Annotated in this window: 27 protein-coding genes; 9 read left to right on the forward strand and 18 right to left on the reverse strand. The window is 42.9% G+C overall.

Annotated features, from left to right (window positions below; all coding sequences use genetic code 11):
* Positions 1-5: 5 nt before the first annotated feature.
* From P0M28_RS05175 to P0M28_RS05200, 6 genes are all read right to left on the reverse strand, one after another.
* Positions 6-467 carry a hypothetical protein gene (locus tag P0M28_RS05175; RefSeq protein WP_302208521.1) on the reverse strand — a complete coding sequence of 154 codons (462 nt, stop codon included), beginning with the start codon at positions 465-467 and terminating at the stop codon, positions 6-8.
* Between the two features lie 20 nt (positions 468-487).
* Positions 488-979, reverse strand: coding sequence for a CIA30 family protein (locus P0M28_RS05180; RefSeq protein WP_302208522.1), 492 nt, complete (start codon positions 977-979; stop codon positions 488-490).
* A 108-nt stretch (positions 980-1,087) separates the two neighbouring features.
* A complete protein-coding gene (locus P0M28_RS05185) occupies positions 1,088-1,900 on the reverse strand; it encodes a methyltransferase domain-containing protein (protein WP_302208524.1) in 813 nt (270 codons plus the stop codon).
* Between the two features lie 261 nt (positions 1,901-2,161).
* Entirely contained in the window at positions 2,162-2,581 is a 420-nt protein-coding gene (locus P0M28_RS05190) for a hypothetical protein (RefSeq protein WP_302208525.1), read from the reverse strand.
* Between the two features lie 43 nt (positions 2,582-2,624).
* Positions 2,625-3,536: a mechanosensitive ion channel family protein gene (locus tag P0M28_RS05195; RefSeq protein ID WP_302208526.1), complete on the reverse strand. Its 912-nt coding sequence runs from the start codon at positions 3,534-3,536 to the stop codon at positions 2,625-2,627.
* A 178-nt stretch (positions 3,537-3,714) separates the two neighbouring features.
* Complete coding sequence (locus P0M28_RS05200) at positions 3,715-3,975, reverse strand: YtxH domain-containing protein (RefSeq protein WP_302208528.1); 261 nt, start codon at positions 3,973-3,975, stop codon at positions 3,715-3,717.
* A 413-nt stretch (positions 3,976-4,388) separates the two neighbouring features.
* On the opposite strand from P0M28_RS05200, the gene P0M28_RS05205 reads away from it, so the two are divergent.
* The 5 genes from P0M28_RS05205 to P0M28_RS05225 all read left to right on the forward strand — a co-directional run bounded on the left by P0M28_RS05205 (position 4,389) and on the right by P0M28_RS05225 (position 7,094).
* Complete coding sequence (locus tag P0M28_RS05205; protein WP_436841393.1) at positions 4,389-4,529, forward strand: YqaE/Pmp3 family membrane protein; 141 nt, start codon at positions 4,389-4,391, stop codon at positions 4,527-4,529.
* 48 nt (positions 4,530-4,577) lie between these two features.
* A complete protein-coding gene (locus P0M28_RS05210) occupies positions 4,578-5,402 on the forward strand; it encodes a DUF1206 domain-containing protein (protein ID WP_302208530.1) in 825 nt (274 codons plus the stop codon).
* Positions 5,403-5,416: 14 nt separating this feature from the next.
* Positions 5,417-5,695, forward strand: a complete 279-nt coding sequence (locus P0M28_RS05215; RefSeq protein ID WP_302208531.1) for a DUF4235 domain-containing protein — start codon at positions 5,417-5,419, stop codon at positions 5,693-5,695.
* A gap of 158 nt (positions 5,696-5,853) precedes the next feature.
* Positions 5,854-6,063, forward strand: a complete 210-nt coding sequence (locus tag P0M28_RS05220; protein WP_302208532.1) for a hypervirulence associated TUDOR domain-containing protein — start codon at positions 5,854-5,856, stop codon at positions 6,061-6,063.
* Positions 6,064-6,074: 11 nt separating this feature from the next.
* Positions 6,075-7,094: a DNA topoisomerase IB gene (locus P0M28_RS05225; protein ID WP_302208533.1), complete on the forward strand. Its 1,020-nt coding sequence runs from the start codon at positions 6,075-6,077 to the stop codon at positions 7,092-7,094.
* Here P0M28_RS05225 and P0M28_RS05230 read toward each other — a convergent pair.
* The 5 genes from P0M28_RS05230 to P0M28_RS05250 form a co-directional block, all read right to left on the reverse strand.
* The gene (locus P0M28_RS05230; protein WP_302208535.1) at positions 7,087-8,550 is read right to left on the reverse strand and encodes a hybrid sensor histidine kinase/response regulator; all 1,464 of its coding nucleotides are present in this window, start codon (positions 8,548-8,550) and stop codon (positions 7,087-7,089) included. The genes P0M28_RS05225 and P0M28_RS05230 overlap by 8 nt on opposite strands.
* Positions 8,551-8,621: 71 nt before the next feature.
* Positions 8,622-9,080 carry a response regulator gene (locus tag P0M28_RS05235; protein WP_302208537.1) on the reverse strand — a complete coding sequence of 153 codons (459 nt, stop codon included), beginning with the start codon at positions 9,078-9,080 and terminating at the stop codon, positions 8,622-8,624.
* Positions 9,077-10,570, reverse strand: coding sequence for a PAS domain-containing sensor histidine kinase (locus tag P0M28_RS05240; protein WP_302208539.1), 1,494 nt, complete (start codon positions 10,568-10,570; stop codon positions 9,077-9,079). The genes P0M28_RS05235 and P0M28_RS05240 overlap by 4 nt, the downstream gene beginning before the upstream one ends.
* A 55-nt stretch (positions 10,571-10,625) precedes the next feature.
* Entirely contained in the window at positions 10,626-11,978 is a 1,353-nt protein-coding gene (locus tag P0M28_RS05245) for a sigma-54-dependent transcriptional regulator (protein ID WP_302208540.1), read from the reverse strand.
* 117 nt (positions 11,979-12,095) lie between these two features.
* Positions 12,096-12,461, reverse strand: a complete 366-nt coding sequence (locus tag P0M28_RS05250; RefSeq protein ID WP_302208542.1) for a response regulator — start codon at positions 12,459-12,461, stop codon at positions 12,096-12,098.
* A gap of 399 nt (positions 12,462-12,860) precedes the next feature.
* Here P0M28_RS05250 and P0M28_RS05255 point away from each other — a divergent pair, with 399 nt between their 5' ends.
* The 3 genes from P0M28_RS05255 to P0M28_RS05265 are packed head-to-tail and all read left to right on the forward strand — an operon-like array spanning position 12,861 to position 14,796.
* Entirely contained in the window at positions 12,861-13,079 is a 219-nt protein-coding gene (locus P0M28_RS05255; RefSeq protein ID WP_302208543.1) for a hypothetical protein, read from the forward strand.
* 18 nt (positions 13,080-13,097) lie between these two features.
* Positions 13,098-13,703: a hypothetical protein gene (locus P0M28_RS05260; RefSeq protein ID WP_302208545.1), complete on the forward strand. Its 606-nt coding sequence runs from the start codon at positions 13,098-13,100 to the stop codon at positions 13,701-13,703.
* A 28-nt stretch (positions 13,704-13,731) separates the two neighbouring features.
* On the forward strand, positions 13,732-14,796 hold the full coding sequence (locus P0M28_RS05265; RefSeq protein WP_302208547.1) for a toxin-antitoxin system YwqK family antitoxin: 1,065 nt from the start codon (positions 13,732-13,734) through the stop codon (positions 14,794-14,796).
* Between the two features lie 50 nt (positions 14,797-14,846).
* Here the strand turns inward: P0M28_RS05265 and P0M28_RS05270 are convergent, their stop codons facing one another.
* The 5 genes from P0M28_RS05270 to P0M28_RS05290 all read right to left on the reverse strand — a co-directional run bounded on the left by P0M28_RS05270 (position 14,847) and on the right by P0M28_RS05290 (position 22,458).
* Positions 14,847-15,416, reverse strand: a complete 570-nt coding sequence (locus tag P0M28_RS05270; RefSeq protein ID WP_302208549.1) for a hypothetical protein — start codon at positions 15,414-15,416, stop codon at positions 14,847-14,849.
* A gap of 46 nt (positions 15,417-15,462) precedes the next feature.
* A complete protein-coding gene (locus tag P0M28_RS05275) occupies positions 15,463-18,078 on the reverse strand; it encodes an ABC transporter permease (protein ID WP_302208551.1) in 2,616 nt (871 codons plus the stop codon).
* On the reverse strand, positions 18,071-20,716 hold the full coding sequence (locus P0M28_RS05280; protein WP_302208552.1) for an ABC transporter permease: 2,646 nt from the start codon (positions 20,714-20,716) through the stop codon (positions 18,071-18,073). The genes P0M28_RS05275 and P0M28_RS05280 overlap by 8 nt, the downstream gene beginning before the upstream one ends.
* Complete coding sequence (locus tag P0M28_RS05285) at positions 20,713-21,048, reverse strand: PadR family transcriptional regulator (RefSeq protein WP_302208554.1); 336 nt, start codon at positions 21,046-21,048, stop codon at positions 20,713-20,715. Before P0M28_RS05285 ends, P0M28_RS05280 begins: the two co-directional genes overlap by 4 nt.
* A gap of 846 nt (positions 21,049-21,894) precedes the next feature.
* Positions 21,895-22,458 carry an IS1/IS1595 family N-terminal zinc-binding domain-containing protein gene (locus P0M28_RS05290; protein WP_302208555.1) on the reverse strand — a complete coding sequence of 188 codons (564 nt, stop codon included), beginning with the start codon at positions 22,456-22,458 and terminating at the stop codon, positions 21,895-21,897.
* Positions 22,459-22,527: 69 nt separating this feature from the next.
* On the opposite strand from P0M28_RS05290, the gene P0M28_RS05295 reads away from it, so the two are divergent.
* Positions 22,528-22,698 (forward strand): hypothetical protein, encoded by a 171-nt coding sequence (locus P0M28_RS05295; RefSeq protein ID WP_302208556.1) that lies wholly within the window; start codon positions 22,528-22,530, stop codon positions 22,696-22,698.
* Positions 22,699-22,772: 74 nt separating this feature from the next.
* On the opposite strand, the gene P0M28_RS31030 is transcribed toward P0M28_RS05295, so the two are convergent.
* Both P0M28_RS31030 and cas6 read right to left on the reverse strand, forming a co-directional pair.
* The gene (locus P0M28_RS31030) at positions 22,773-22,934 is read right to left on the reverse strand and encodes a CRISPR-associated endoribonuclease Cas6 (RefSeq protein WP_367281913.1); all 162 of its coding nucleotides are present in this window, start codon (positions 22,932-22,934) and stop codon (positions 22,773-22,775) included.
* Positions 22,928-23,575: a CRISPR-associated endoribonuclease Cas6 gene (gene cas6, locus P0M28_RS05300; protein ID WP_302208557.1), complete on the reverse strand. Its 648-nt coding sequence runs from the start codon at positions 23,573-23,575 to the stop codon at positions 22,928-22,930. The genes P0M28_RS31030 and cas6 overlap by 7 nt, the downstream gene beginning before the upstream one ends.
* Between the last annotated feature and the right edge of the window lie 2 nt (positions 23,576-23,577).

Here is a 23,577-nt window from a genome sequence, read left to right on the forward strand (position 1 = left end):
GCCCGCTAGAGCTTGCTTTGGTACCAAGTTCCTGCCATTAATACGGGTAAAATACTTAAGGGAACCATCCAAACAATAGGTTTAGCTACGTAAAGAATGAGCCAATTTTCAGGTAAGCTGTGCCAAATAAGTTGATTTGCTAGTGTAAAAGAGGAGGCTACCCCGGTAGAAAGTAGCACTACGGCAATAGCGGTGGTGTAGCACCTCCAGTAACTCTTTCTACCTTTCGTAAGAATATTCACCGCTAGCTTTTGTCCTAGCAAATACGAAAAAAGCAAGGTGCTCAGGATAAATACTGAAAAAGTAGGTAAACCAATCCACTCAAAAATCCCACCTAAAAAGCTAAGTGATCCGGTGGATGAGAGTAAAAAAGTGAGTGCCAAGCAGCCTATCGCCAGCTCAGTGACTAGTGCTGCTTGTACGGCATATTTTCTTCCTATCTGCTGAGCTTCAAAAATAGTAGTCATAGCGTGTTGGGTAAAGGGGATTATTCTAACACTATTTTATCAATCATCAATTTAAACGTTTCTTCCTTCTTGTTTCCTATCAGAAAGGCTATTTCTTCTAAATAATCTTGCTGAAAGTTGGGTTGGTCTAGTTTTCTTCCTCTGAACGCGGGATACATATCTGCCAGTGGAATTACAATCTCTTCCCACTCACCAGAAGTGCTAAAAGTGGCAATGTAGGAGTAGCGATCTTCGGCACTGGCTTTCACTCTAAACTGATACTTTTTACCATCGCCTCGTAGTTTAATACGAACTGTAGTAGCAGATTTTACAGGCAATTTGTTGAGTCGGTAGCGCACTGAGGAGAAGCCCCCGTTATTTTCTAACGAAACTTTGCCGGCAAAAACCCCGAAGCCATCTTCACTTACAGTAAATTTTCCCGATGACACTCCACCCATTACTCCGTCATCTACCACTCGCCAGTGCTGAATATCTGTGTCTGTCGTAAAATCAAAGATTATTTGTGAACTCATGGACGTAATTAAGAAAATAATGTATGCTGGGATTCTCACGATACCTACTGTTTTTAACGTAAACACTGTACTAAGAATAATGATTAGCGAATTGCTCGCGACAGTGCTTTATTTGGTAGCAACGATATGTACGGTAGGAAATAAGTAAGGAGCAATCCGTCGCCGTAAACGAGCTGTTACATTCTTGAATAACCGCTCAGTAGTTCGGAATATCCAAAAAGGAAGGGGAATGCGGATACCGTTTAGGAACCAGTAGCATTGGTAATGACTGAAATCTACTTTTTTTAGTTGCTCAACAGTAGCAGTAAACGTACTTTCATTTAGATGAAATCCGGTAGGCGTATCGGTAAAAAAGCGCGAAATATCTTTTGGCCCCCGATAAATATGCGGATACCGAAACGAATATTTCCCCCCTGGCACTAGTAAATGATGTGCCAAAGCATAGTGTTCGGGTACATCTTCTGGATGCAAATGCTCAATAAACTGATCGCTAAATAGTACATCAATTGTATTGGGAGGCATGTTCAACTCGTAACCATCGTACACGATCAGTTCAAAGTTTTGGGGGCGAGTGCGCTGAGGATCGGCCTGATCGGATATATCCATTCCGTAGACTCGCTGCACTTGGTTAGCCACATAGAAGCAAAACTCGCAGTCGCCCGGGGCAAACTCAGCAAAAACAGTTTGCCTGTTGAGCAAACCACGCATCATTTTTATCTTATTCTTATTTCTCTTGCGAGTAACTTCCGGATCAGACCGTTTGGTTAAACGAGGGTGATCGGGTACTTTTTCAAAGAGCTCGTCGTACATTACCCGAAACAATGCTTTTCGCTCTTCGCGGTTAGATTTTCTCAACTTGTCGGCTAACGCCCGCTCTACTTCGTAGTGGTTTCTTATTTGTTTTTTGGTTCGGACAGACATGTAGTATATTTTACAAGTGGTAGTTAATCAGGTAGTAGGTGATATTACTATCTAAAGCACCCCTTACTTGTTGCGACTGAGAGCAAATAATATAGGAACATTCTTCTTATCTCAAAAACTATTTTCTATTCATCAGTAGATTCATTGCTGTTTAGCAGGTGTTCAAAGCAAAAAAAACGGGTTCAGCATTACGCATAAAAAAACAGGGTACCTATGAGCACCCTGTCTTTTTACTTGGATTAATTATGATAGTAAGAAAGACTAGTTCTCAATTTCTTGCTCAATACCTTCCATCTCTTGTTCAATTTCATTGAAGGCATTGCTTACTTCACTTTTAATATCTCCCCAGGTTTCAGCAGTAGAATTCTCTAACTGGTTTAGATCCTCTTTTAACTCGTCAATATTCTCCTGGTATTCAGCTTTTGCTTCATCAGAGGCATTCTCCATATCTTGCTCTAACTTAGCAATCTTATCGTTTAACTTAGATTCCCATTCATCCTGCTCGGCTTCCCAGCTAGCAGCGGTCTCTTCAATCTCATTACCAGCTTCTTCCATTGCTGCCTCAGTTTCATTAGCTGCTTCGTTGGCAGCATTCTGAGTGGAGTCACAAGCAGTGAATACCGCCAAACAAAATGATCCCGCGAAAAAATAAGTAGCTAGTGTTTTGAAATTCGTTTTCATAGTTCTTAAAAATTAAATGTAAAAAGTTTGATTTTAGTATAAATTAATTAGCCGATTGGCCGTTCCCATGGTGAATTGTCATCTCGGAGAGCTTTTCTCCTCCCTTTATTCCGAAATCTAACGTCCGGATTGGGAACGGAATTACAATATCGTTTCGGTCGTAAACCTGCTGAATAGCAATAATTGCATCACTCTGCGCTTGTAGAAAATCGGGTTGCTTAGGTGATTTAGCCCAAAATCGCACAGTGAAGTTGATAGAACTACCCCCAAATTCATTGTAAAAGAGCGTAACATCTTTGCTCCTGTCTATGCTATCCAGTTCACTAAGTGTGTCTATTGTCAGCTTCTTTACTTTCTCTAAGTCGTCTCCGTAAGATACTCCCACACTTAAATCAACTCGCCGATCTTTCGTGCGAGTATAGTTAACCACCGGATTTTCAAAAATGTTTTTGTTGGGAATTAAGACATCCAGCCCCTGGAATGTAGTAATTGTGGTCGTTCGTAGATTGATATCGCTCACCTTACCGAAGTAATCAGCACTCTCAATAGTATCGCCAATCTTGAATGGTTGTCTAACCGCAATTAAGATTCCGGAAATAAAATTAGCAGCAATATCTTGAAAGGCAAAACCTAACGCTAGACCAATAATACCAACCCCCGCCAGTAAGGTAGCCACCGTATCTTTTTGTCCCAATACACCCAGCGCAATGAATATACCAGCCACAATAATAGCAACATTGACGAGCGTGACCAGCAGGTTATTTACAGCCTCGTTGGCTGAAACGCGCCCCAGTATCTTAGCCATTGTACTCTTTACTACTTTGGCTAGTAGTATAAAGAGCACTACAATCAAGACGGCCAATACTAAATTAGGCAGATTAGAAACAAATGACTTTACCCATTCTTCTAACGTACCCGTAACGAGTCCCCAAAGGTTCTCAATATTGAAATTCATGGTAAATAAAGGTAGTAGGAAAAAATCAGCGCAAAGAAGTAGAAAAAATCATAAAAAGTTCAAATTAAGGTGAATGTCTTCAATTAACTTCGTTCTTGTCTCTATTGCTTACCATTCATCAAAAAAAGTGAAGACCCTAAAAAATTTTGCGCTGTTTTAAAAATCGAGAACAATCTTGTTAGAAGTTGATGTATCGTTTCTTCTTCTTAGCCTGCTTGAGTGACTTTTGGCTGCGCTTAGAATAATCATCAATAGCCTGACTAACTGAGTCGAGCAAGTTATAGATGCCTTCATTCAAGGACTTCTCTACATCCGTACGAACACGGCTACTCTCCTTGTTCAACTTCTTGCGGGTACTGTCCCCACGGTCGGGAGCCATCAATACACCTGCGGCAATTCCAGCTAATGCTCCAGCAATAATTCCTGATAGTAATCTCATAAGATAAAAAAAGTTTAAATGTTTACCCCTGTATACGAAAATCCTGTGCCAGGTTTCAGTTTATCCTCTTTTTCTGCGTTTTTGGCTAAAAAAAGCGAGCAAGCCATACTTTTCTGGAAAATTCGTAAGGATAAATGATAAATAATCTATGATTATCTGAGAAATTTTTTCTACGCTTTGGGGAAGCCTGTCCTTTTTTCCTCAGTAAGGTTAGTTCTGAATAAAGAGCAAAACTAGACTATTATTTAGTCGTCGTTTGAATGAGCAAATAGCTTCCAGGTGCTTCGTAAGCAAGATTTCACCTAGCTTATTTTCTTGGAAGCGATGCAATAACTTAAGCTTTGGCAGGATATTTTGACTAGCAAGAGTGAAATATTTTTTGAATCTAAACATACGTTGATATGTCACTTTTAATGATTATTCTAGCCATTTTATTACCTCCGCTAGCTGTCGGACTACAGAAAGGACTTTCTGGATCGTTCTGGCTTAATGTACTTCTTACCATCGTAGGCTGGGTACCTGGTGTAATCCACGCATTTTTTACTTTAAAATAATCATATCCCTAGGCTACGTCCTAGGGTTTACTTTTAACTCTCAATACCATGAATGTAACATTAGATCAAACCAAAGATGAATCCATCAGAAAGATAGCCCGGGTAGGGATGTTTGCTAAAGGAGTCGTCTACGTAATATTAGGGGTACTAACTGCCATGTATGCCTTTGGCTCGGGCGGGCAAAAGGCGGGAAAAGATTCTGCGCTGAAATTTGTCTACGAACAGCCTTTTGGAAAAGTATTATTAGCAGTGCTAGCTGCCGGATTAATTTGCTACGTAATATGGCGATTTGTCCAAGCCTTCCGCGACCCAGAAGATAAAGGCGACGATAAGCAGGGAATTGGCAACCGTATTGGTTATGCTGCCAGTGGTGTACTCTATGGTGTATTTGCTTACGAAGCAATTCGCATGTTATTTACCAGTGGTAGCTCGGGTAGCGGAGGAAGCCAGAAGGAAACAATAGTTAGTATGCTTTTAGGACAACCTTTCGGTCAGATACTAGTTGGAATTGTAGCGGTTGTATTTTTTGGTAAGGCAGCTTACCAGATTTATCGAGCTGTAAGTGGTAAATACGCCAAGAAGGTGAAAGATAGTGAACTAGACTATCGGGTGAAGGATATATTGCGTAAAGCAGGTTATGTAGGATATGTTGCTCGTGGAATTGTAATTGCTATCATTGGTTACTTCTTCCTGCGAGCTGCAATTGAATCTAACCCAAATGCTGCCGGAGGAACTCAGCAAGCATTTGACTTTATTCAGTCTAGTAGCACCTGGGGAACGATACTATTAGGTATTATTGCAATTGGTTTAGCATGCTATGGTGTATTTATGTTTGTGAAAGCTCGCTACCGCGTATTGCCTAGCAGTATTTAATCAACCAAATAGAAATGAGTTTACTAGGAAAAATTAGAGAAAACTTTGACGATGAAGAACAACTAAATAACTGGATTATTGGCGGGGCAACCATGATTAGTGCGGTTCTGGTTAAGCGCATTATTGAGTTTGGCTGGCGACAGGCAACTCGTGAAGAACCGCCCAAAAATCCAGCAGATCGTGATGTTTCGCTCCAGCAAGCATTAGCTTGGACTCTTATAGTAGGGGTCACTTCCAGCTTAGTTAAATTGCTTATTAGGCGAAGCATTACTTGGGATGTTCGTAAATCTTAGAATTATACATGAAAAGCGTGTTGTATTATTACAACACGCTTTTTTTTGCTTTCTGACTAACATAACCGACTACCTTTGAGTTAAATAGTAGTAACTTTTTAAACGAGACAGGCTTCTGTCGTCAGACGATAATTTTTTTATACTAATTTTTTAAACCGATGATACAGCAAGGATCAACAGTTAAGTGGAAATGGGGCAACGGGGAAGCTCAGGGAAAGGTAACCGAATCTTTTACCGAAGAAGTGACCAAAACCATTGATGGTAGCGATATTACCCGCAAAGGCGAGTCAGGAAATAAAGCCTTGCTTATAGAGCAAGAAGATGGTTCGCAAGTGCTAAAGTTAGAAAGCGAAGTAAGTAAAGCATAGGCTTTTTCATTATGGGATTTCCTTTAATGAGTGGGCTCCCACAGGGTTTAATCTATCAGGACGATTCGCAACCTGGCTACTTACGCAAAAAGTGGGGACGGGGTCACTCGTATTTTGATAAGCAGGCTAAGCTACGGGAAGAAAAAACGCTAACTTGGATACAATCCTTGGGCATTCCACCCGACTGGGATGATGTGTGGATATCCAAAGATCCGAACGGACATCTGTTAGCTACTGGCTACGATGCCAAAGGCCGCAAGCAGTACTACTATCACCCTTCCTGGGCTGAATACCGAAACAAAGTTAAGTTTGATAAATTGGCTTTGTTTGGTAGAAAGTTACCAATTGTTCGTTTGAAAGTAACGAAAGACTTAGAAAAAAGGGGTTGGCCGAAAGAGAAAGTGTTAGCACTTATTCTTCAGGTGCTCGACGAATACGGTATACGCATTGGGAATGAGCAGTATAAACGAGAGAATAAGACCTTTGGACTTACTACATTACGAAGAAAGCATCTCGATTTTGAGGAGGGTCACGCCCGCTTAGAATATCGAGCTAAGAGCGGTAAGTACCGCAAGATCAATATCAAACAGAATCAGTTGGTTCGGCTAATTAAGCGTTGTTCGGAGCTGCCTGGTTACGAAGTTTTCAAGTACCGGGGGCAAGACGGAAAATACCACCATATTCGTTCCCAAGATGTAAATGAGTACTTGCAAGATATAGTGGGTGAGCAATTCACCTGCAAGGATTTTCGTACTTGGCACGGTACCGTCACCGCCATTGATAAGTGGAAAGATGCTCAAGCACTACAGACAAAAAATCCTCGCCTGAAGCTAGAAACCACCATTATAAAGCTAGTTGCCAAGGAATTAGGTAATACTATTAGTGTGTGCCGTAAGTATTACATTCACCCGGAAGTACTAAAAGCCTTGTTAGAAAACACATGGGAAGTGGAAAAAGAACTCAAAATAAAGCCGACCCATCTCAAACAATTGGATAAGTATGAGATAACCGCTCTAAGCATTATCAGCTAGTTGGGAAAAATTCTTTTTGCTTAGGAAAAGCAATAGTGAAGCAAGTACCCCTTCGTAGCTTACTATCTACTGATATTTTAGCTTGGTGGCTATTAACAATATTCTGAGTAGAGGTAAGGCCTAACCCCATTCCACCCCGCTTACCGGTATGAAAAGCATCGAACAGTTTATCTAAGTCAGCTGCGGCTATTCCGCGTCCGTTGTCGGTTACAACAATATACTCAGCTTGATCGTCTTCCTTAGTTTCTATCGCAATGTGTCCGGTTTTAGGCTTCACTGCTTCTATGGCATTATTTACAATGTTGAGGAGAGCCATCACTAACTTATCTTGGTCAAGCGGAATAGCTTCTAAATGATGATTGAGTTTAAGCTCAACGTGTACTTCCTGTAATTTCACCCGGTCGGCGGTAATGCTTAGTGTTTTTTCTACTACTTCGTTCAATGAGCCGGGCTGAAGAGAAAGTTGAGAAGGTTTGGAGGAATTGAGCATCGCGGTAATCAGCTCGTTAATGCGTTGCGTATTCCGGTAAATAATATCTACGTAAACTGTTAGATCATCCCGATCTTCAATTTCGGTACTAAATTGCTCTAACGATAAGTTGATATTGGTGAGCGGATTACGTACTTCGTGGGCAATACTGCGGGCAATATTGGCGGTCATCATCATTTTTTCTAGCCGGATTAGCTCCTGCTGCACTTTCTGCTTTTCAGAAATATCTGTAATAATACCTTGATAGCCCAATAGGTTTTGCTCAGAGTCTACCAAGCGTGCCGCCGATAAGTTACAGATTACAATATTCTGGTTTTTGTGCTTTAGTCTTACCTCGAAATCAATAACCTTCCCATCGGTGGTGAGTGATTGGTACAGGTTGGGGTACTCGTCGGGATAAGCAAAAAGATCACTGAGGGAAAGCTGTTGAAGTTCAGGTAATGTATAGCCGAACAGCTTCTCCATTGCGCTATTTGTGTTGATGAATAAATCTTCTTGGTCTGTGATATAAATAGCATTGACCGACTGCTCGAACAAGGCGCGATATTTCTGTTCTTGAGCAAAAAGCTTATCTACTATCCGAGAATTATTTAAGGCGTACCGAATGCTACGCTCAATAATCATGGTGTTCAGCCCATCTTTCACCAAATAGTCTGCTGCCCCCATTTCCATAGCCTGATGGTCAATTTCGGCAAAACCCTTTCCGGTAAGCATAATAATCGGATTCCGAACTCCTTGCTCAATACCCGTTTTCAGCAAATCCAATCCACTCTTTTCTCCCAATCGATAGTCAATGAGATACACATCAAAAATATCCTGCTTTAGCTTCTGCACCGCTTCATCGTAATTATCTACCCACGTAATCGAAAAATCGGTTGTTTTGATGTCAGTTAGCAGGTCCCGGGTGATGATATAATCATCTTCGTCATCATCTACCAGTAGTACATTTACTTTTTCTTGATGCATGAGTTGGGGGAATCACGTTTTATAAATGCCTTAGCTCAGTATTAAAATAGGTGGTACGCGAGAGAAGAGCCTCAGCTTTTCTTCCGTTGAGGTAGCTCAACAATACCAAACCAGTAGGTACCAATTGCTTTAGTCACTTCTACCAAACCTTCAAAAGTAACTGGCTTAGTAATAAACGAGCTAACTCCTAAATCGTATGTTTTAAAAATATCTTCCTCGGCCTTGGAGGTGGTGAGTACAATTACCGGAATATGCTTTAGCTTAGGATGTGCCTTGATTTCAGCCAATGCTTCCCGACCATCTTTACGGGGCATATTCAGGTCAAGCAAAATAAGCCCTGGTTTGGGGGCATTAGTGTCGTTGTATTCTCCTCGGTGAAGCAGATAGTCCATTAGCTCTTCTCCGTCTTCCACAAAGTGTAAGTCATTGGCTAAGTAATTTTCTTCTAAAGCATCTTTAGTCAGAATACGGTCATCTGGGTCATCATCGGCCATTAAAATCGTGATGGTTTTATAGCTTTTATCGCTCATAACTGGGTATTCTGTTGTTGTGGTAAGATCATATGAAAGCTTGCTCCTTCTCCCACTTCGCTGGTAGCAAAAATATCGCCTTGGTGATTATCAATAATTTTACGACAAATGGCTAACCCAATGCCCGTACCGGGATAGTGGTTTCGCCCGTGCAATCGCTGAAAGATATTAAAAATCCGATCTAGGTACTTTTCTTCAAATCCAATACCATTGTCCTGAACAATGATCTCCCGAGGATTATTAAGCTTGCTATACGCCCCTGCCAATGTCTCCGACAATTTACCCGATGTGATTTTAATGTGCGGGGCAGTCCCTTCCTTTTTAAACTTAATAGCGTTGCTAAGTAAATTCTGAAAAAGCTGACGTAGCTGAGTAGCTTCTCCTTCTATAGTCGGTAGATTTTCTACTTCAATAATAGCTTCTGCTTCTCCAATGGCTGTTTCCATATCGTTCAGCACCGCGCTAACTAGATCATTTAAGTCTACCGGTTCAAAACCATTCTGAATGCGCCCTACCCGAGAGTACTTTAGCAGATCATCGATGAGTACCTGCATTCGCTGAGCCGCATTTTGCATTCGGGCAAAATAGTCCTGCCCGGTATCATCCAATTGATTCGCGTAGCGCGTAGTAATTCTGTCGCCAAAAGCCCGTATTTTACGCAGTGGTTCCTGCAAGTCGTGCGAGGCTACGTAGGCGAACTGCTCCAGGCTCTCTTGCGTGCTCTCTAGCGCGTAAAGTTTATTACGGAGCTCATCTTCCGACAGGCTAAATACTCCAATATCTTCGGTCACAATTAGGCTACCGAAAACCTCGCCGGTATGGTCGTGAACGGGTACAAAAGAAACCCGGTAAATAGCATCATCGTGAGTAACCTCTCGCCGAACCGTTTCTTGCTTGAAATTCTTTTTACAATTGTCCTTGATTTCGTCTAACGCTGCCGGATCCAGCTTTTCCGATAGTTCGGTATCTAGCTCGATAACTGAGACCGAACCAAATGCTTTTAGTGGTCTACCTTTGCTAAATTGTACCCGAAGGTTACGGTCTACCAACAATAAGTCTAAGTCGGGCAAGGCTTGAATCAGTGCTTTGTACAGGCTTTCGTTACGGGCACTTTCCTTTAAAAGCTGCCGGTACTCACCAATATCGGTAAATTGTACTACTAGATTGGTTCCTAACCGAAACACATGGTTTCTAAACCAGGTATCTAAGCCTTCGCCTTGGTAGTGAAATTCTGAACGAAAACTATCGCCACTCTCCAGCACACGCACGTACTGTTCAAATAGTTTACTGCCAGCGAGGGTAGGAAAAGCAGTGAGCAAAGTACTACCGATCAAATCTTGCTTTCGCCTTTTGATTGTCTGTAGAGCCAGTTGGTTGACCTGTTCGTACTTAAGATCTGTGATTTTGCCCTGTTGATTATGAACTGGGCTGAATATGAGCACCCCGTTTTCAATGGCCTCAAATATATCGCTAAACAGGGTTTCATTCATAGGTGAAAAAAGAACGTTAGCCGGGAGCAGTTAGTGGTAGTGCCTCGGCATCTGACTATAAATCTATGTTATAAGACTTCATTTTATTGTACAGGGTTTTGCGGTCAATTTTTAGTACGCTCGCTGCTTTGGTCTTATTGTATCCCGTTTTTTCTAATACGCTGATAATTGCGTCGCGCTCCGCTATTTTAGAAACCGACTTCAAATTATCTGGCTCAGAAGCAGCCTCTTCGGGGGTAATGTCCTCAAAGTAGGCCGGCGTTCTGATTTCTTCCGGTAGGCAGTCAGAGGTAATACGATCACTGTGGGCTAACAGCACCGCTCGTTTTACTACGTTATGCAGTTCGCGCAGATTGCCGTGCCAAAAGTAAGCCTTCATTTTCTGCATTACTTCGTCTTCAAATCCCTCTACTGACTTGTCCAGCTCATGGTTGGCATTCTCAAGGAAATACTGGGCAAAGAGCTTAATATCCGTCTTACGCTCCCGCAGGGGTGACAGCTCAATCCTAAACTCATTGAACCGATGATAAAGATCCTCCCGAAAGTCGCCTTTTTTCACAGCGTCAGAGAGATTTTCGTTAGTGGCCACAATAAGGCGCACATCAATCGGAATATCTTTAGTACTGCCCAGTTTCTTAATTTTTCGCTCCTGAATGACTCGCAGTAGCTTTATCTGGTTTTCGTACGAAAGATTCCCGATCTCATCTAAGAACAGAGTGCCACCGTTAGCGGTCTCAAAACTACCCGTTTTATCGTTTAAAGCTCCCGTAAATGAGCCCTTTACGTGTCCAAATAGTTCCGATCCGGCTAGGTCTTTAGGCAGTGCACCGCAGTCAATTGCAACAAATGGCTGCCCTTTTCGCTTGCTGTAGTTGTGTATTTCGTTAGCAACAAACTCCTTTCCTGTTCCGGTTTCTCCCTGAATAATCACCGACATATCAGTTGGGGCAATTAGGCGAATATGCTGCATCACCTGTCGCGACTGCGGGCTCTCGCCCGTGACAAACCGCTTGGTTTTAGGAGCTCTCGCTACCTTTGTTTTAGATTTCTTACTAGCTATTGCCTGCTTGATGGTTAGTAAAATCTCATCAGGATATAAAGGCTTCGTAACGTAGTCGTAGGCTCCCAGCTTAATTGCTTTTACCGCTATTTTCACATCAGAATAGCCAGTAATAACGATAATAGCGGCTTTGGGATTGGTGATTTTAATTCGAGGAATCAGCTCTATTCCGGTAGTGTCAGGTAGCTTAAAGTCGCAAAGTATCAGATCATATATTTCTTTCTTGGTAGCATCAAGCGCTTCATCGCCAGCACTAGCCGTGGCAGTATCAAATCCATTTTTAGCCAAGAACTTATCAAGTAGCAACCTGATATCCTGGTCATCATCTACTATTAAAACTTTACTCATTGAGTAGGGTAGAAAAATCGTTTGTAATTGAAAAAAGTGTAAAGAGGTTCTGCTAAGATAGCTATTTTTCCTATCTAGTAATAATTCAAAAACAAAAGCAATTGTTTGAAATGGGGATTACAGATTGAGCTCGGACAGTATTTGTGAGATATTTTCTCGGTTGAAGGGTTTGGTAATGAAATGATCAAACTGCCGACTCTGATTCCTTATTTGCTCTAAGATACTTCCGTGGGCACTAATCATTACAATTTTGGCCTGTTGGTGCTGATCTTTGATAAGAGGAATGATGTGGTGGCCTAAACCATCGGGGAGATTTAAATCAAGAAAGACTAAATCGAAGGGTTGTTCGCTATATATTTTTCGTACTCCATCATCTATCGTGTGGACATAATCGGTCTGGTAGCCCATCTGAGATAGCAGAGTAGCAAGCAGAAAACAGATTTCCTCCTCATCATCAAGTATCAAAATTCGCTTCTCGTTCATCTCTCTAGTGGGCTGTTGCTGTATGGGTTGGTTCTAATAAATAAAAGCTTAAACTATATTACGAGGATAAAAACTATGCCAAAATACCACGCTATTTGCTCCGCAAAGGCTAGACTAAAGACTCTAGCTATTTTAAGCGGTTTTTATATCTAAATACAGAAAAAGAAAATTTATGATACGAAACGGATATTTTTTGCACTGATGTCTTCCCTCTACAACAATTGGGGAAAAAATGCCTATTCGGTTGATGAATATCCGTAAAGCTCCCGTGCAAAGCGTAGGTGGATAAAAGCTGCTTAATTATTCGTTTACCAGTACCCCTGTTTACTTTCTTATTAATAGCCCAAAGAACCAAATGAATTTTTATTTTTACTGCTAATACTAAACTTTAGAACCATTATGAAAACTCAGAACTATAACCCCAGTCCTTGGGAACAGACCTTTGCTCAAATTATTACTGACCTAAAAGATACGATACAAAATCAGCTCTCAGAAGCTAAAATTGTGGATGTCCATACCGAACTGGAAGTAGACAACCCATCGGTACGCTTTAATTTGGAAGATAGTGACGGCGACCCGCACGAGATTGTTGTCCGGGTGATTGAACGTATCGACTAGCCTTAGCGCGCTACCGGTATGTCACCACCATCGCTCACGGCTAAAGAGCTACGGCAGCTTGCGGATACTGACTTTCTACTAACTAAAGCGGTTATTCACCAAAAAGCCGAACGTCTGCTGACAGCTACCCAAACTCAGCTGAAAGCTTACATTCAGGATAAGTCGCCCGCTTTTCCTGAGGCAGTGCTAATACGGGGAGGAAAAATTTCTCGGGGAGAGAATTATCAAAACTTACCCTATCACGTACTAGACTATCCGCGCCAACTGAGTCAAGATGCTATTTTTACCCTGCGTACCATGATTTGGTGGGGCCACGAGTTAAGCATTACCTGGCATATGGCGGGGCATTCTCTGCAACAGTTTCGTGCCCAACTAGAAAATAAATTGCCCCTTATGAAGCAGTGGCATTGGCAAATATGCGTGAGTGATGATCCGTGGCAGTATCACCGAATTCCATCCTACTACCAACCCGCTTTGGGTTTTGAGGAAAATACGTGGAGATTATGGCTGGAGAAACGTTCATTTTGCAAGTTTGTCGTTTTTTTTCCATTTTCTGACTGGGATGTGCTTCCCCGTAAGGCCGTTACTTTTTTAGACCAAGTTGTGACATTACTAGATTTATAGCGTTATATACCTAAACCAAGCAAGTTCGATGAGATACCTACTTTTTTACCTAACCTTTTTTTCAGCCGTACCTACCATTGCCCAAGACCGTATTACTCCCATTGATAGTCTTCGTGGACGAGGAGAACTGGTAGATGGTGAGCGAGAAGGCCGATGGCTCTTCTTTGATCAGCGTGGTCAGGTAGTGCAACGGGGCGAGTTTGAAGACGGCAAGCAGGAGGGACGATGGCAATTCTTTAACAATTACGGTGGATTATTGGGGGTAGGCAACTACGAGAATGACGAGCCTAGCGGAGAATGGAAGTTCTATTTCATTAATGGGCAGCTTAAATCAGTTAGTTACTTCAATAATGGAATTCGCGACAGCACGTACCTGGAATATCACTACAACGGCAAAAAAAGTGTAGAGGGCCAGTACCAGAGCGGAGTGGAAACCGGGGTTTGGAAAAACTACTACGAATCGGGCCGAATATATTCAGCGGGAAAGTACCTCAATGGCTTAAAGGATGGCTTATGGAAGTACTACAACGAGACCGGAACCTTGGCAGCCGAAGGAAACTACAAGCTAGGGTTGGAAGATGGTCAATGGTTCAAATACCATAGCAACGGGCAGTTAGAATCAGTAGGTTCGTTTGTGATGGGGGAAGAAGATGGACTCTGGGGCCTGTTCTACATCAATGGGCAACTGATGCAGGAAGAATCGTGGGAGGTAGGGCTGCTCAAAACAGTAAGTAAATTTTATACCATCACTGGCGACTCTCTTACGAGTGGCAGCTTAGAGAATGGTTACGGCGAGCGGCTGACCTACTACCCCACTGGCGAACTAGAGTCTAAGGGTAATTACCAAAACGGGCTACCCTACGGCAAATGGGAATACTACTTTAAAGACGGAAAAAAACTCAGTGAAGGCAATATGCTCAATGGCTATCGCGAGGGCGAATGGGTACTGTACTACGATAATGGCAACGTAGAATCTAAAGGCTCTTACGAGCGAGGCGAGAAAGCTGGCAACTGGATTTACTACAGCCGCTCCGGTAAGGTAATAGAAAAAGTCAACCACAAGCTTAAAGATGTTGTGGCCAATGAGTCTTGAGTTCTTCCCTTAAGAAATGTTATTCAGCAGCAATTAGCTATATGCGCTTACTAATCAGCAGTTAGGTTACCTACGATAGAACCAGTCATATTCTTCATCGCTCTAATTTCCCGTTTGGGAAGGTTCTCAGGATAACCATACGATAGTCCGGCTGCTTTGACCTGTCGACCTTCGCGATACAGATAAAATATGAAAGGATAATTCTTGTCCAAAGGCTGTCCGTTGTTGTAAGCCTCCTCTTGCCAGCGATAGCAATCTTCATCTGCTGATTCACAATTACCAATGGTTACTTCCATCTTAATATGAGTCAGTAAATTTTCAGCATTATACTCGATGTTACGGTACGCGATATTTACTCCTCTCTTACCAAATTCATCAGCAATCTTTTCCAATGATTTTCTTTGAAGTGAGGCTCGAATTACCAGATACATCTTCTGATCTTCGTGAAGATCCAGGTACTGTTCTATCCCCTGAATATCAGCTGAGGTTTGTGCGTACACAAAACTTGAAACAAAAAACAAGCTAGTAACTACCGAAGCTACGAACCAGAATTTCCATACGGAAAACGAGAAGAAAGATTGATTATTCATGGTAACGATTTTGCGATAATTCTTTATCATAATGAGTGATGACTAATACTCCTTGTAGTTCATTCATCATTAGTCATCACTCATTACGAAGACTGTCTACCGGATTAGCCAAGGCAGCTCTAACAGATTGAAAACTTACGGTAAGCATCGCTATCAGGAAGGTAGCGGCTATAGCTAGGGCAAAAATCCCACCCCCTATTTCTATCCGATACGTGAAGTTCTCTAGCCAGTTCTGCATCACCCACCAGGCTAAGGGGGCAGCTATTACGAATGCCAAAATCAACAGGCGAGTGAATTCTTTGCCAAACAGCCATAGGATACTTGGCAAGCTGGCACCTAATACTTTCCGTACCCCTACCTCTTTGGTTTTCTGAGCTGCCATGAATGATACTAAGCCGTACAAACCAAGGCAACCAATGATAATGGCGATGCTGGCAAAAATCTGGATCAGCCGGAAGATCATATTATCCGTTTCATAGAATCGGGCAATCTGCTCATCCAGGAAACTATATTCAAAGACATGGTTCGGAAAGACTTCCACCCAACTCGTTTCAAGATCTGACAAAGTGGACTGTAGATTGCCAGGATTAATCTTTACAGCACAACTAGAATACCAATCAGTTGAGGTAGTAATACAAAGCGGATCAATAGTCTCATGAAAAGACCTATTATGAAAGTCCTTTACCACACCCACAATAGTTCCTTCACTACCGTTGAGACCAATCCACACTCTTTTTCCGATCACATCCTCGGGGGAATGCTCTCCGAACCTCCTTACCGCGGTCTCATTAATCAAAAACTCCCGAACCGTATCCGAGGGTTGTAAGTTACGCCCGGCTACAATCTGTAAGTCAAACGTAGGAACGTACTGATGGTCACCTGCCTTCACGGTAATATCGAAGTTCTCGTTTTCGGTGCGGGAACTATAGCGTACGTCCACGCTAGCCCAGCCCTCAGAAGCCGGGGCACGACTGCAAAAGGCTATTTTTTCTACATCAGCGAGTTGGGAAATCTCCGAGTCGAGTGCGCTTATAGTCGATTTTTCCTTTTCAGGTACGGGGAGCATCACGATGGCGTCTTTGGCGAAACCCATGTCCGCTTGCCGGGAGTAACGCACCTGGTTCGCGATCACAATAGTACCGATGATCAGCAGCTGTGAAATTACAAACTGAGTGATTACCAAACCCCTCCGTAATGAGAACCCACCCGCGTGTTTCTGGGATAGTTTACCTTTCAGAGCCATAACGGGCTGAAAGCCTGCCATAATTAAACCGGGATAGGAACCGGAAAGTACGATTACAACCAGCAGCAGAATGGGCAAGAATGTAAGTAGATAAATATCCTGAAAAATGTTGATCTGAAGCTGAATATTGAGCAGTTGATTCAGGTAGGGCAGCGCTAACTGGGCGAATGCATAAGCTAATACCAGTGCCAATATCGTGATTAAGGCTGTTTCAGTTATAAACTGCCAGAAAAGTTGCCCTCGTTTGCTTCCCAGTGCCTTCCGTACCCCAATCTCCTTCGCCCGGCGAAGTGCTTGGGCAGTAGCCAGGTTAATAAAATTTACGCAAGCTGTGATGATCAGAAACAAGCCAATCAGAGACAAAGCCCACAGGTTTTTCTTGGCTATGTAACCTCCTAAATCAGGATTGAAGTGAATATCCGAAATGTGCTGAAGTTTGAACTGGTATATTTCAGCATCCCGTTCGTTGTAGTATTTTTTAGACAGTTCGGGAAAGGTTTCATTTACCTCGGAAGGTGGGACATCGGGTTTTAGCAGCATAAAGCAGTGCATACCTCCGGCTATCCCCTGCCAACTATCACCGGCTAACCACGCATTGTACTCTTTCAGGCTACTGTACGATAAATAAATTTCATCCCGACGGTCAGTGTTGATTGGCAAATCTTGCAGAACTCCCGTAATTCTGAAATCCAGCTTGTTTTGTACCCGGATCATTTGATCTATCGGGTTTTGATCGCCGAAAAGTTTCTCTGCAATCCGTTCGGTAATAACTGCTGTATTGGGTTCGGTTAGGATAGTATTTTTATCACCTTGTACCAAAGGGAAGTCCAGGATGTCAAAAAACTCTGGCTCCGCAAAAGCAATGTGTTCCTTAAATTTCTTATCGTCTTCAGAAGATGGGACAGAAACCAGCCAATCCGAGTCGCTGTAAACCATTGCTATTTTTTCGGCAAAAGTATAGTCATCGCGCAGGGCCTTCCCAATGGGTTGTGGGACGTTAGATTCTCTACTTATTTCTTCCTGGTGGAATTCGGTAGTGACGCGATAAATTCTATCAGCTTTTGAATGGAATGTATCAAAACTCAAATGGTACTTAACCAGAGTGAAGATCAGGATGGCACCAGTAATACCCAACGTCAAACCCAAGACATTAATCACCGAATAGCCTTTGTGATTGAGTAAGTTTCTCCAACCAATTTTAAAATAGTTTTGAAACATAGCTGTATGATTTATAGGTTGTATTTTACAAAAAGGACGGATAATTCCCGGTCTGAAAAGCTTTGTAACATCCTGAGCAAACCTCCAGCAGGCAGCTCTCTCTCCTTTTTCTTCTACATTCCGCTCGTATCGTTCCCATAAATCCCCCTCAATATCTTCCGCATAATCGGGATGACAGTACCAGCGGAAGAAGCGTAGGGGTAGCTTGGGTGGAGTAGATTGATTACTCATTTCTCAGCGAATCTACGGGGTTGGCGAGGGCGGCTTTTACTGATTGATAGCAGACTGTTAGCAGGGTAATAAGTAGAACAATTCCACTTGTAGTAATGAGAATACCGATACCTATATCAACCCGATACGCAAAGTTTTCCAGCCAACGGTTCATTATAAAATATCCTATTGGGGCAGCAACTAGAAAAGCAATCAAAATGAGTTTAGTGAAATCTCTGGATAGCAACATGGTAATACTACTCACCGTTGCCCCCAGAACCTTACGAATACCAATTTCCTTCGTTCGTTGAGCGACCACAAAAGAGGCTAATCCGTAGACTCCTAGCCCTCCAATACCTAAGGCGAGCATCGAGAAGAGCGTAAAGATTCGGAGAAAGCGCTCTTCCCCTTGGTAAAGAGCGTATACATCTTCATCCATAAAAGAATAAGAAAGCGATCGTCCGAAGGCCATATCTTGCCACGTAGCTTCTAAGTGTTGTATTGTTCTGATTAAATTACCTTCCACCCGAATAGCCATCAATTGCACGGCCATCGTCTGTTCGGAATGCAATGAGAAAATCATCGGTTGAATTTCAGTATGCAGTGAGGCTAAGTGAAAGTCTTCAACAACCCCAATAATCTGAGCATTTTTCCTAGACCACTCACTTCCGGTAAATGCTGCTCCAATGATCGGGGTTCCTACGGGTGACTCTAGCTCAAGAAACTTTTGGGCACTTTCGTTGATGATAAATGCCTCGGATACATCGGTAGGGCGAGTTGGTGAAAAATCTCTTCCACTCACAAAAGTAGCTTCCAACGTTGCGAAAAAATCTTGTTCTACCACCACAGTAGGAATCGTTGTACTCTCTTCTGAACCATCTAACCAATAGGGACGCCATCCTCCTACCCGTTGAGTCAGTGGTGCGTTAGCTGCCGTAATACTTATGAAGCGGCTATCTTCTAACAAGCGAGTCTTTAAAGTTTCGTACTGCTGCTGGATAGATTCGGTGGGTAACGGAACCAGCACTACTTGTTCGGTGGTAATACCTAAGTTTTCGTGACGAAGGAAATTTAGTTGTTTAAAAACCACCATTGCTCCGGTTAGCAATAAGATGGAGGCTATAAACTGGAAAGCTACCAGCCCTTTTCGTACCAAATGAATACCGCTTCCTGAATGAGTGTGACCCTTTATTACATCAACAGAGGGAAAAGATGAGATGAAGAAGGCCGGGTAACTACCTGCTAACAAACCTACTCCTAGTGCAATAAGTAGTAGATAAACAGACATAGAAGAAAAACTCAGAAGGTTTAAGGTGGTTTCTTTTCCGGTAATTTCCCGAAACAGTGGCATACTTAACTCAGCCAGAAACCCAGCAGCCACCAAGGCGATACCCACCACCAGCGTTGCTTCGCTCAAAAATTGAACGATCAATTGTTTTTTCAAAGCTCCTAATGCCCTGCGAACCCCTACTTCCCTAGATCGTTTTATTGCGTAAGCAGTAGCCAAATTGATGTAGTTGATACTAGCAATCAGAACAATTAGCAGTGCCACCACCGAAAAAAGATAAACGTACTGAATATCGCCATTGGGACTGATTTCGCCAGTTAACGCCGAGTGGAGGTGTATGTCAGTAAGGGCTTGTAGAAAGTATTTACGTTGACGAGCTTCACCTTCCCCTTCGTTTTCTGAAACGTACTGATTGATCTGCGTAGCCAACGCTCTCGGATCAGCTTTTTCTGTGAGTTGAATGTAGGTGTGGTGACTAGTACCTGTGCGATTCTCAAAAACCCATTGAGGGTAAAGAGGCTCTACAGTCTTCATTGATACTAGAAAATCAGCCTGTAAATGGGAATTACTCGGCATGTTTTCCATCACTCCGGTTACCACCACTGATAGTGTATCAAAGAAGGTGAGCGTTTTGCCAACTGCCGGAGTAGGTTGACCGAAGTACTTCTCAACCATTGTTTGACTTAGAATAACCGAGTTTGGAGCATCCAGTGCCGTTCGGGCATCGCCTTCTAGCAAGGAGAAAGAGAAAACATCCAGAAACGTGCTATCTACGTAGTAAACCTCTTCTTCGGTATACTGCTGGTCTTTGTAGGTGATAAAGGCTCCAGTAAAGTTATCAATACGTACTATTTCTTCAATCGCTGAGAACCTTTCTTCCAAATCAGAAGCTAATAAGTAAGTAGTAATTGCGCTTCGGTTGGTTGCATCACCCCCTTGATCGTATTCTCCTGCTATCCGATAAATCTGCCCAGCGTTAGTATGAAAGCGGTCAAACGAAAGCTCGTCTTTCACATATAAAACAATGAGAATACAAACTGCCATGCCGACTGCCAATCCACCTATATTAATGAGCGAATAGCCTTTATGCTTAAGTAGATTGCGCCAGCCGATTTTGAAATAGTTTTGAAACATAGCTGTATGATTTATAGGTTGTATTTTATAAAAGGGACGGATAATTCCCGGTCTGAAAAGCTTCACCACATCCTTAGTGAACCTCCAGTAGGCAGCCTTCTCTCCCCTTTCTTCTACATTCCGCTCGTATCGTTCCCGTAAATCCCCCTCAATATCTTCCACATAATCGGGATGACAGTACCAGTGGAAAAAGCGGAGGAGCCATCGAGGAGGTGAAGGATTATCGGGCGAGCTCATGATTGCGGATTAAAAGCGATAGCCGGAATGGCATTCCACAAGGCCAACCGCTGGTCTTTGGCTCCTTCCAGAGCTTGCCGTCCGAAGTTGGTAACCGTGAAGAAACGCTTTCTTTTTCCACCCCGTACCTTGGTGGCTTCCCCAAACTCAGAAGATAGATATCCTTTCTTCTCTAGCCGGCGCAGCACCGTTTGCAGTGAACCGATGCTTACTTTGCGATTCAGTCTTTTTTCCATTTCGTCGATAATAGCCACACCGTAGGCTTCGCCGTAAAGGATAGCAACCGTAAGCATCACGATTTCTTCAAATTCACCAAGATGATGTTTACTCATAATCTTTATTTACCTTAAATGTAGTTAAAATATTTAAACGATTCTTATACCCTCTCATCTTTTTGGTTCTCTGACAATTTTGATGGTGCTTATTATTTATAAGTCATCGTGCTATGCAGTAGGCGAGACTTTGTGAAGCGATCTATACGTGGCTATACCCTTAATAATGAGTGAGACGGTTGCCGCACGATAGCTTCGTCATACTTTTACGCGATGGTCGCTTGCTATGACGTTTTTTATTGCAGTTCTCTGCTATTTTTAGTCAGAGGATCATTTTTTTAGTTCAACTGAATGCTAAGTACCATTTTCGGCATAGTATCCCCCCCCCAACCTTGAGACTTCATTTCAATTCCACAATGGGGCGATTATAGGAGTGAAGTCACTAGATTGGTCACCTCGTTCACTAGATTTCAATTCCATGATGGTGCGATTAAGAATAATTGCCCAAATAGTTCTTTTTCTATCCCAGACAGATTTCAATTCCACGATAGTGCGATTAAGAGACCCCCTAAATCTGGGTAGTGTATTTAACATAAGGATGGGTTTTTTGCCAACCTCTCAAGATTATAGCGACCGACGCCCGGTGAACTAGGAAATATTTGATCGCCAAATAATGATCTTCCCAATTTTTAGAGAAAGATAATGTTTTACGGACTCACCGGGCACACCGCTGACGAACCGTATTATTGATCGGACCGCCGAGCGGACGTTCTATTATCCTAGTTTGCCACTTCCCTTCGCGCTGATGCGCTCCGGCGCCCGGTTGGCCTTTAGCGAACACAGGCACATAGGCCTCCCCATCATCAGTGAAGCATAATGCCTTCTTTCTGAGCTTTTTAGGAATACTTAACCACAGACCAAAGGCCCCTTCTTGGTCACGCCCCCCAAGGTGAAAACCCACCACGAGTCTACTACGTCGCTCGATCGCCAGCCATTCCATGGTGGCCATATCCATTCGGGACAGTCTTTGGCTCCTACAAACGACCGCGCGGCGGACCGCCACATTTCATCCGCCTCTAGGCAATAGAGGGCTAATTCAGGCTGTTCTAGTCGTCCAACGGGAAGCTCTTTATCAACCGATTGCCAGTATTGTTTAGCACGTTTGACTACCCAACCCAGACTGACGTTTAGCGTGCGGGCAATCGCCCGTAATGAGATGCGCTCTAGTAGCAGACTCTGTAGTATTTCTTCCCGCTTAAAACGTACAGAATCCGTTCTTTCTCCGGCTTGGCGTTGGCAAGAATGGCAGCGATAATTTTGCTTTCCGTAGGAAGTAAATCCATTCTTTACGATCTTGCTACTTGGGCAATGAGGACAAGTGAGCATATTATTGATGTTTTGGCGGTTCGCCGCGCGGTCAACCCAATAATACGATTTACTACCCCATTGCCAAATTCTCAATTTTTTCATCCTTATCTAAAGTACACTACCAGTTTTACTTATCTACTCTTCCTTTAGGGAATTATAAAGAAAGAATGTATGTCAAAACCTGATCAGACCACGAAACAAGAACCTAGAGTAAATCCTTTTCTTACGGATAAGGCAGACTCGCTTTGGGATAGCTTAGATAAAAACGCCAAGCCCGTATCTAAAGAAACCCTGCTAAAGAGGATTGAAAATATTAAGAAGCAGAACGAATCCAAAGGCTAAAGAGAACGCAGAACACCAACGTAAACCGGATAAGTAATTCACCATTTCCTTCAATCTGTTAACTCTTACCCCCTTCAGCTCTTCAGCTCTTCCAAAAACCCAAAACCCATACTATTATCTTCCCCCAGCCCGGCGTAGTAGGCTAGTTGTTGCACTTCGGGCGGCGCGGTTAATGTAAGGTTATAAGTGTAGCCAATAATTTTGTTCTGCTGGGGCGTATGCTGCTTTACTACGATACCTTACCTTTTTTGCGAAACGAACTGTTAAGCTTCAGTTTCCATGCTTCGGTAAAATCACGATTATTATCCGCTACTTCGGGTAGGTTTAGCCTCGCCGCTTCCGCTTTGTGTTGGAGGTTTTTTAGTAGCTGTTCAGTGTAGCCGTTATTATTTGGGATCTGGTATTGGGGGTGTTTGTGTTCGGGTAACCTTATACTTACCACCACCGGCGTAAGGATGCGGTAGCGCATAGTTTCAGTAAACTGGGGGCGCGGCAGGGCTTCAATACGGACTACTTCCAAATCTACCTGGCTAATGCGATCTCCTAGCCGGAACTGCTGCCCCATAAACAGTCCTCTAATAAAGTGCTCGGCTGCTTCGGGTAACCAGAAGCTGACACCTAGTTGTAACTCTGGCCCGTAGAAGCCTATTCTTTCTTCTTTGGCAAAAATGCGGTACGGCTCGCCCTTTAGTTGTGAGAAGGTAAATAGTTTAAACCGCCGACTGCCCACTGTATACCCTTTGTCGTGCAGAAAACGGCTAAACTCGGCATCAGCCTGCTGAATTACCCGGTACACCCAACTGTGTAGTGGGTATTGGTAGTTAATGGGTAATACCCGATGGTTACCAATAACTCGAAGAACGAGATTGAATCGCATGG

Source organism: Tunicatimonas pelagia (assembly GCF_030506325.1).
GTDB lineage: Bacteria > Bacteroidota > Bacteroidia > Cytophagales > Cyclobacteriaceae > Tunicatimonas > Tunicatimonas pelagia.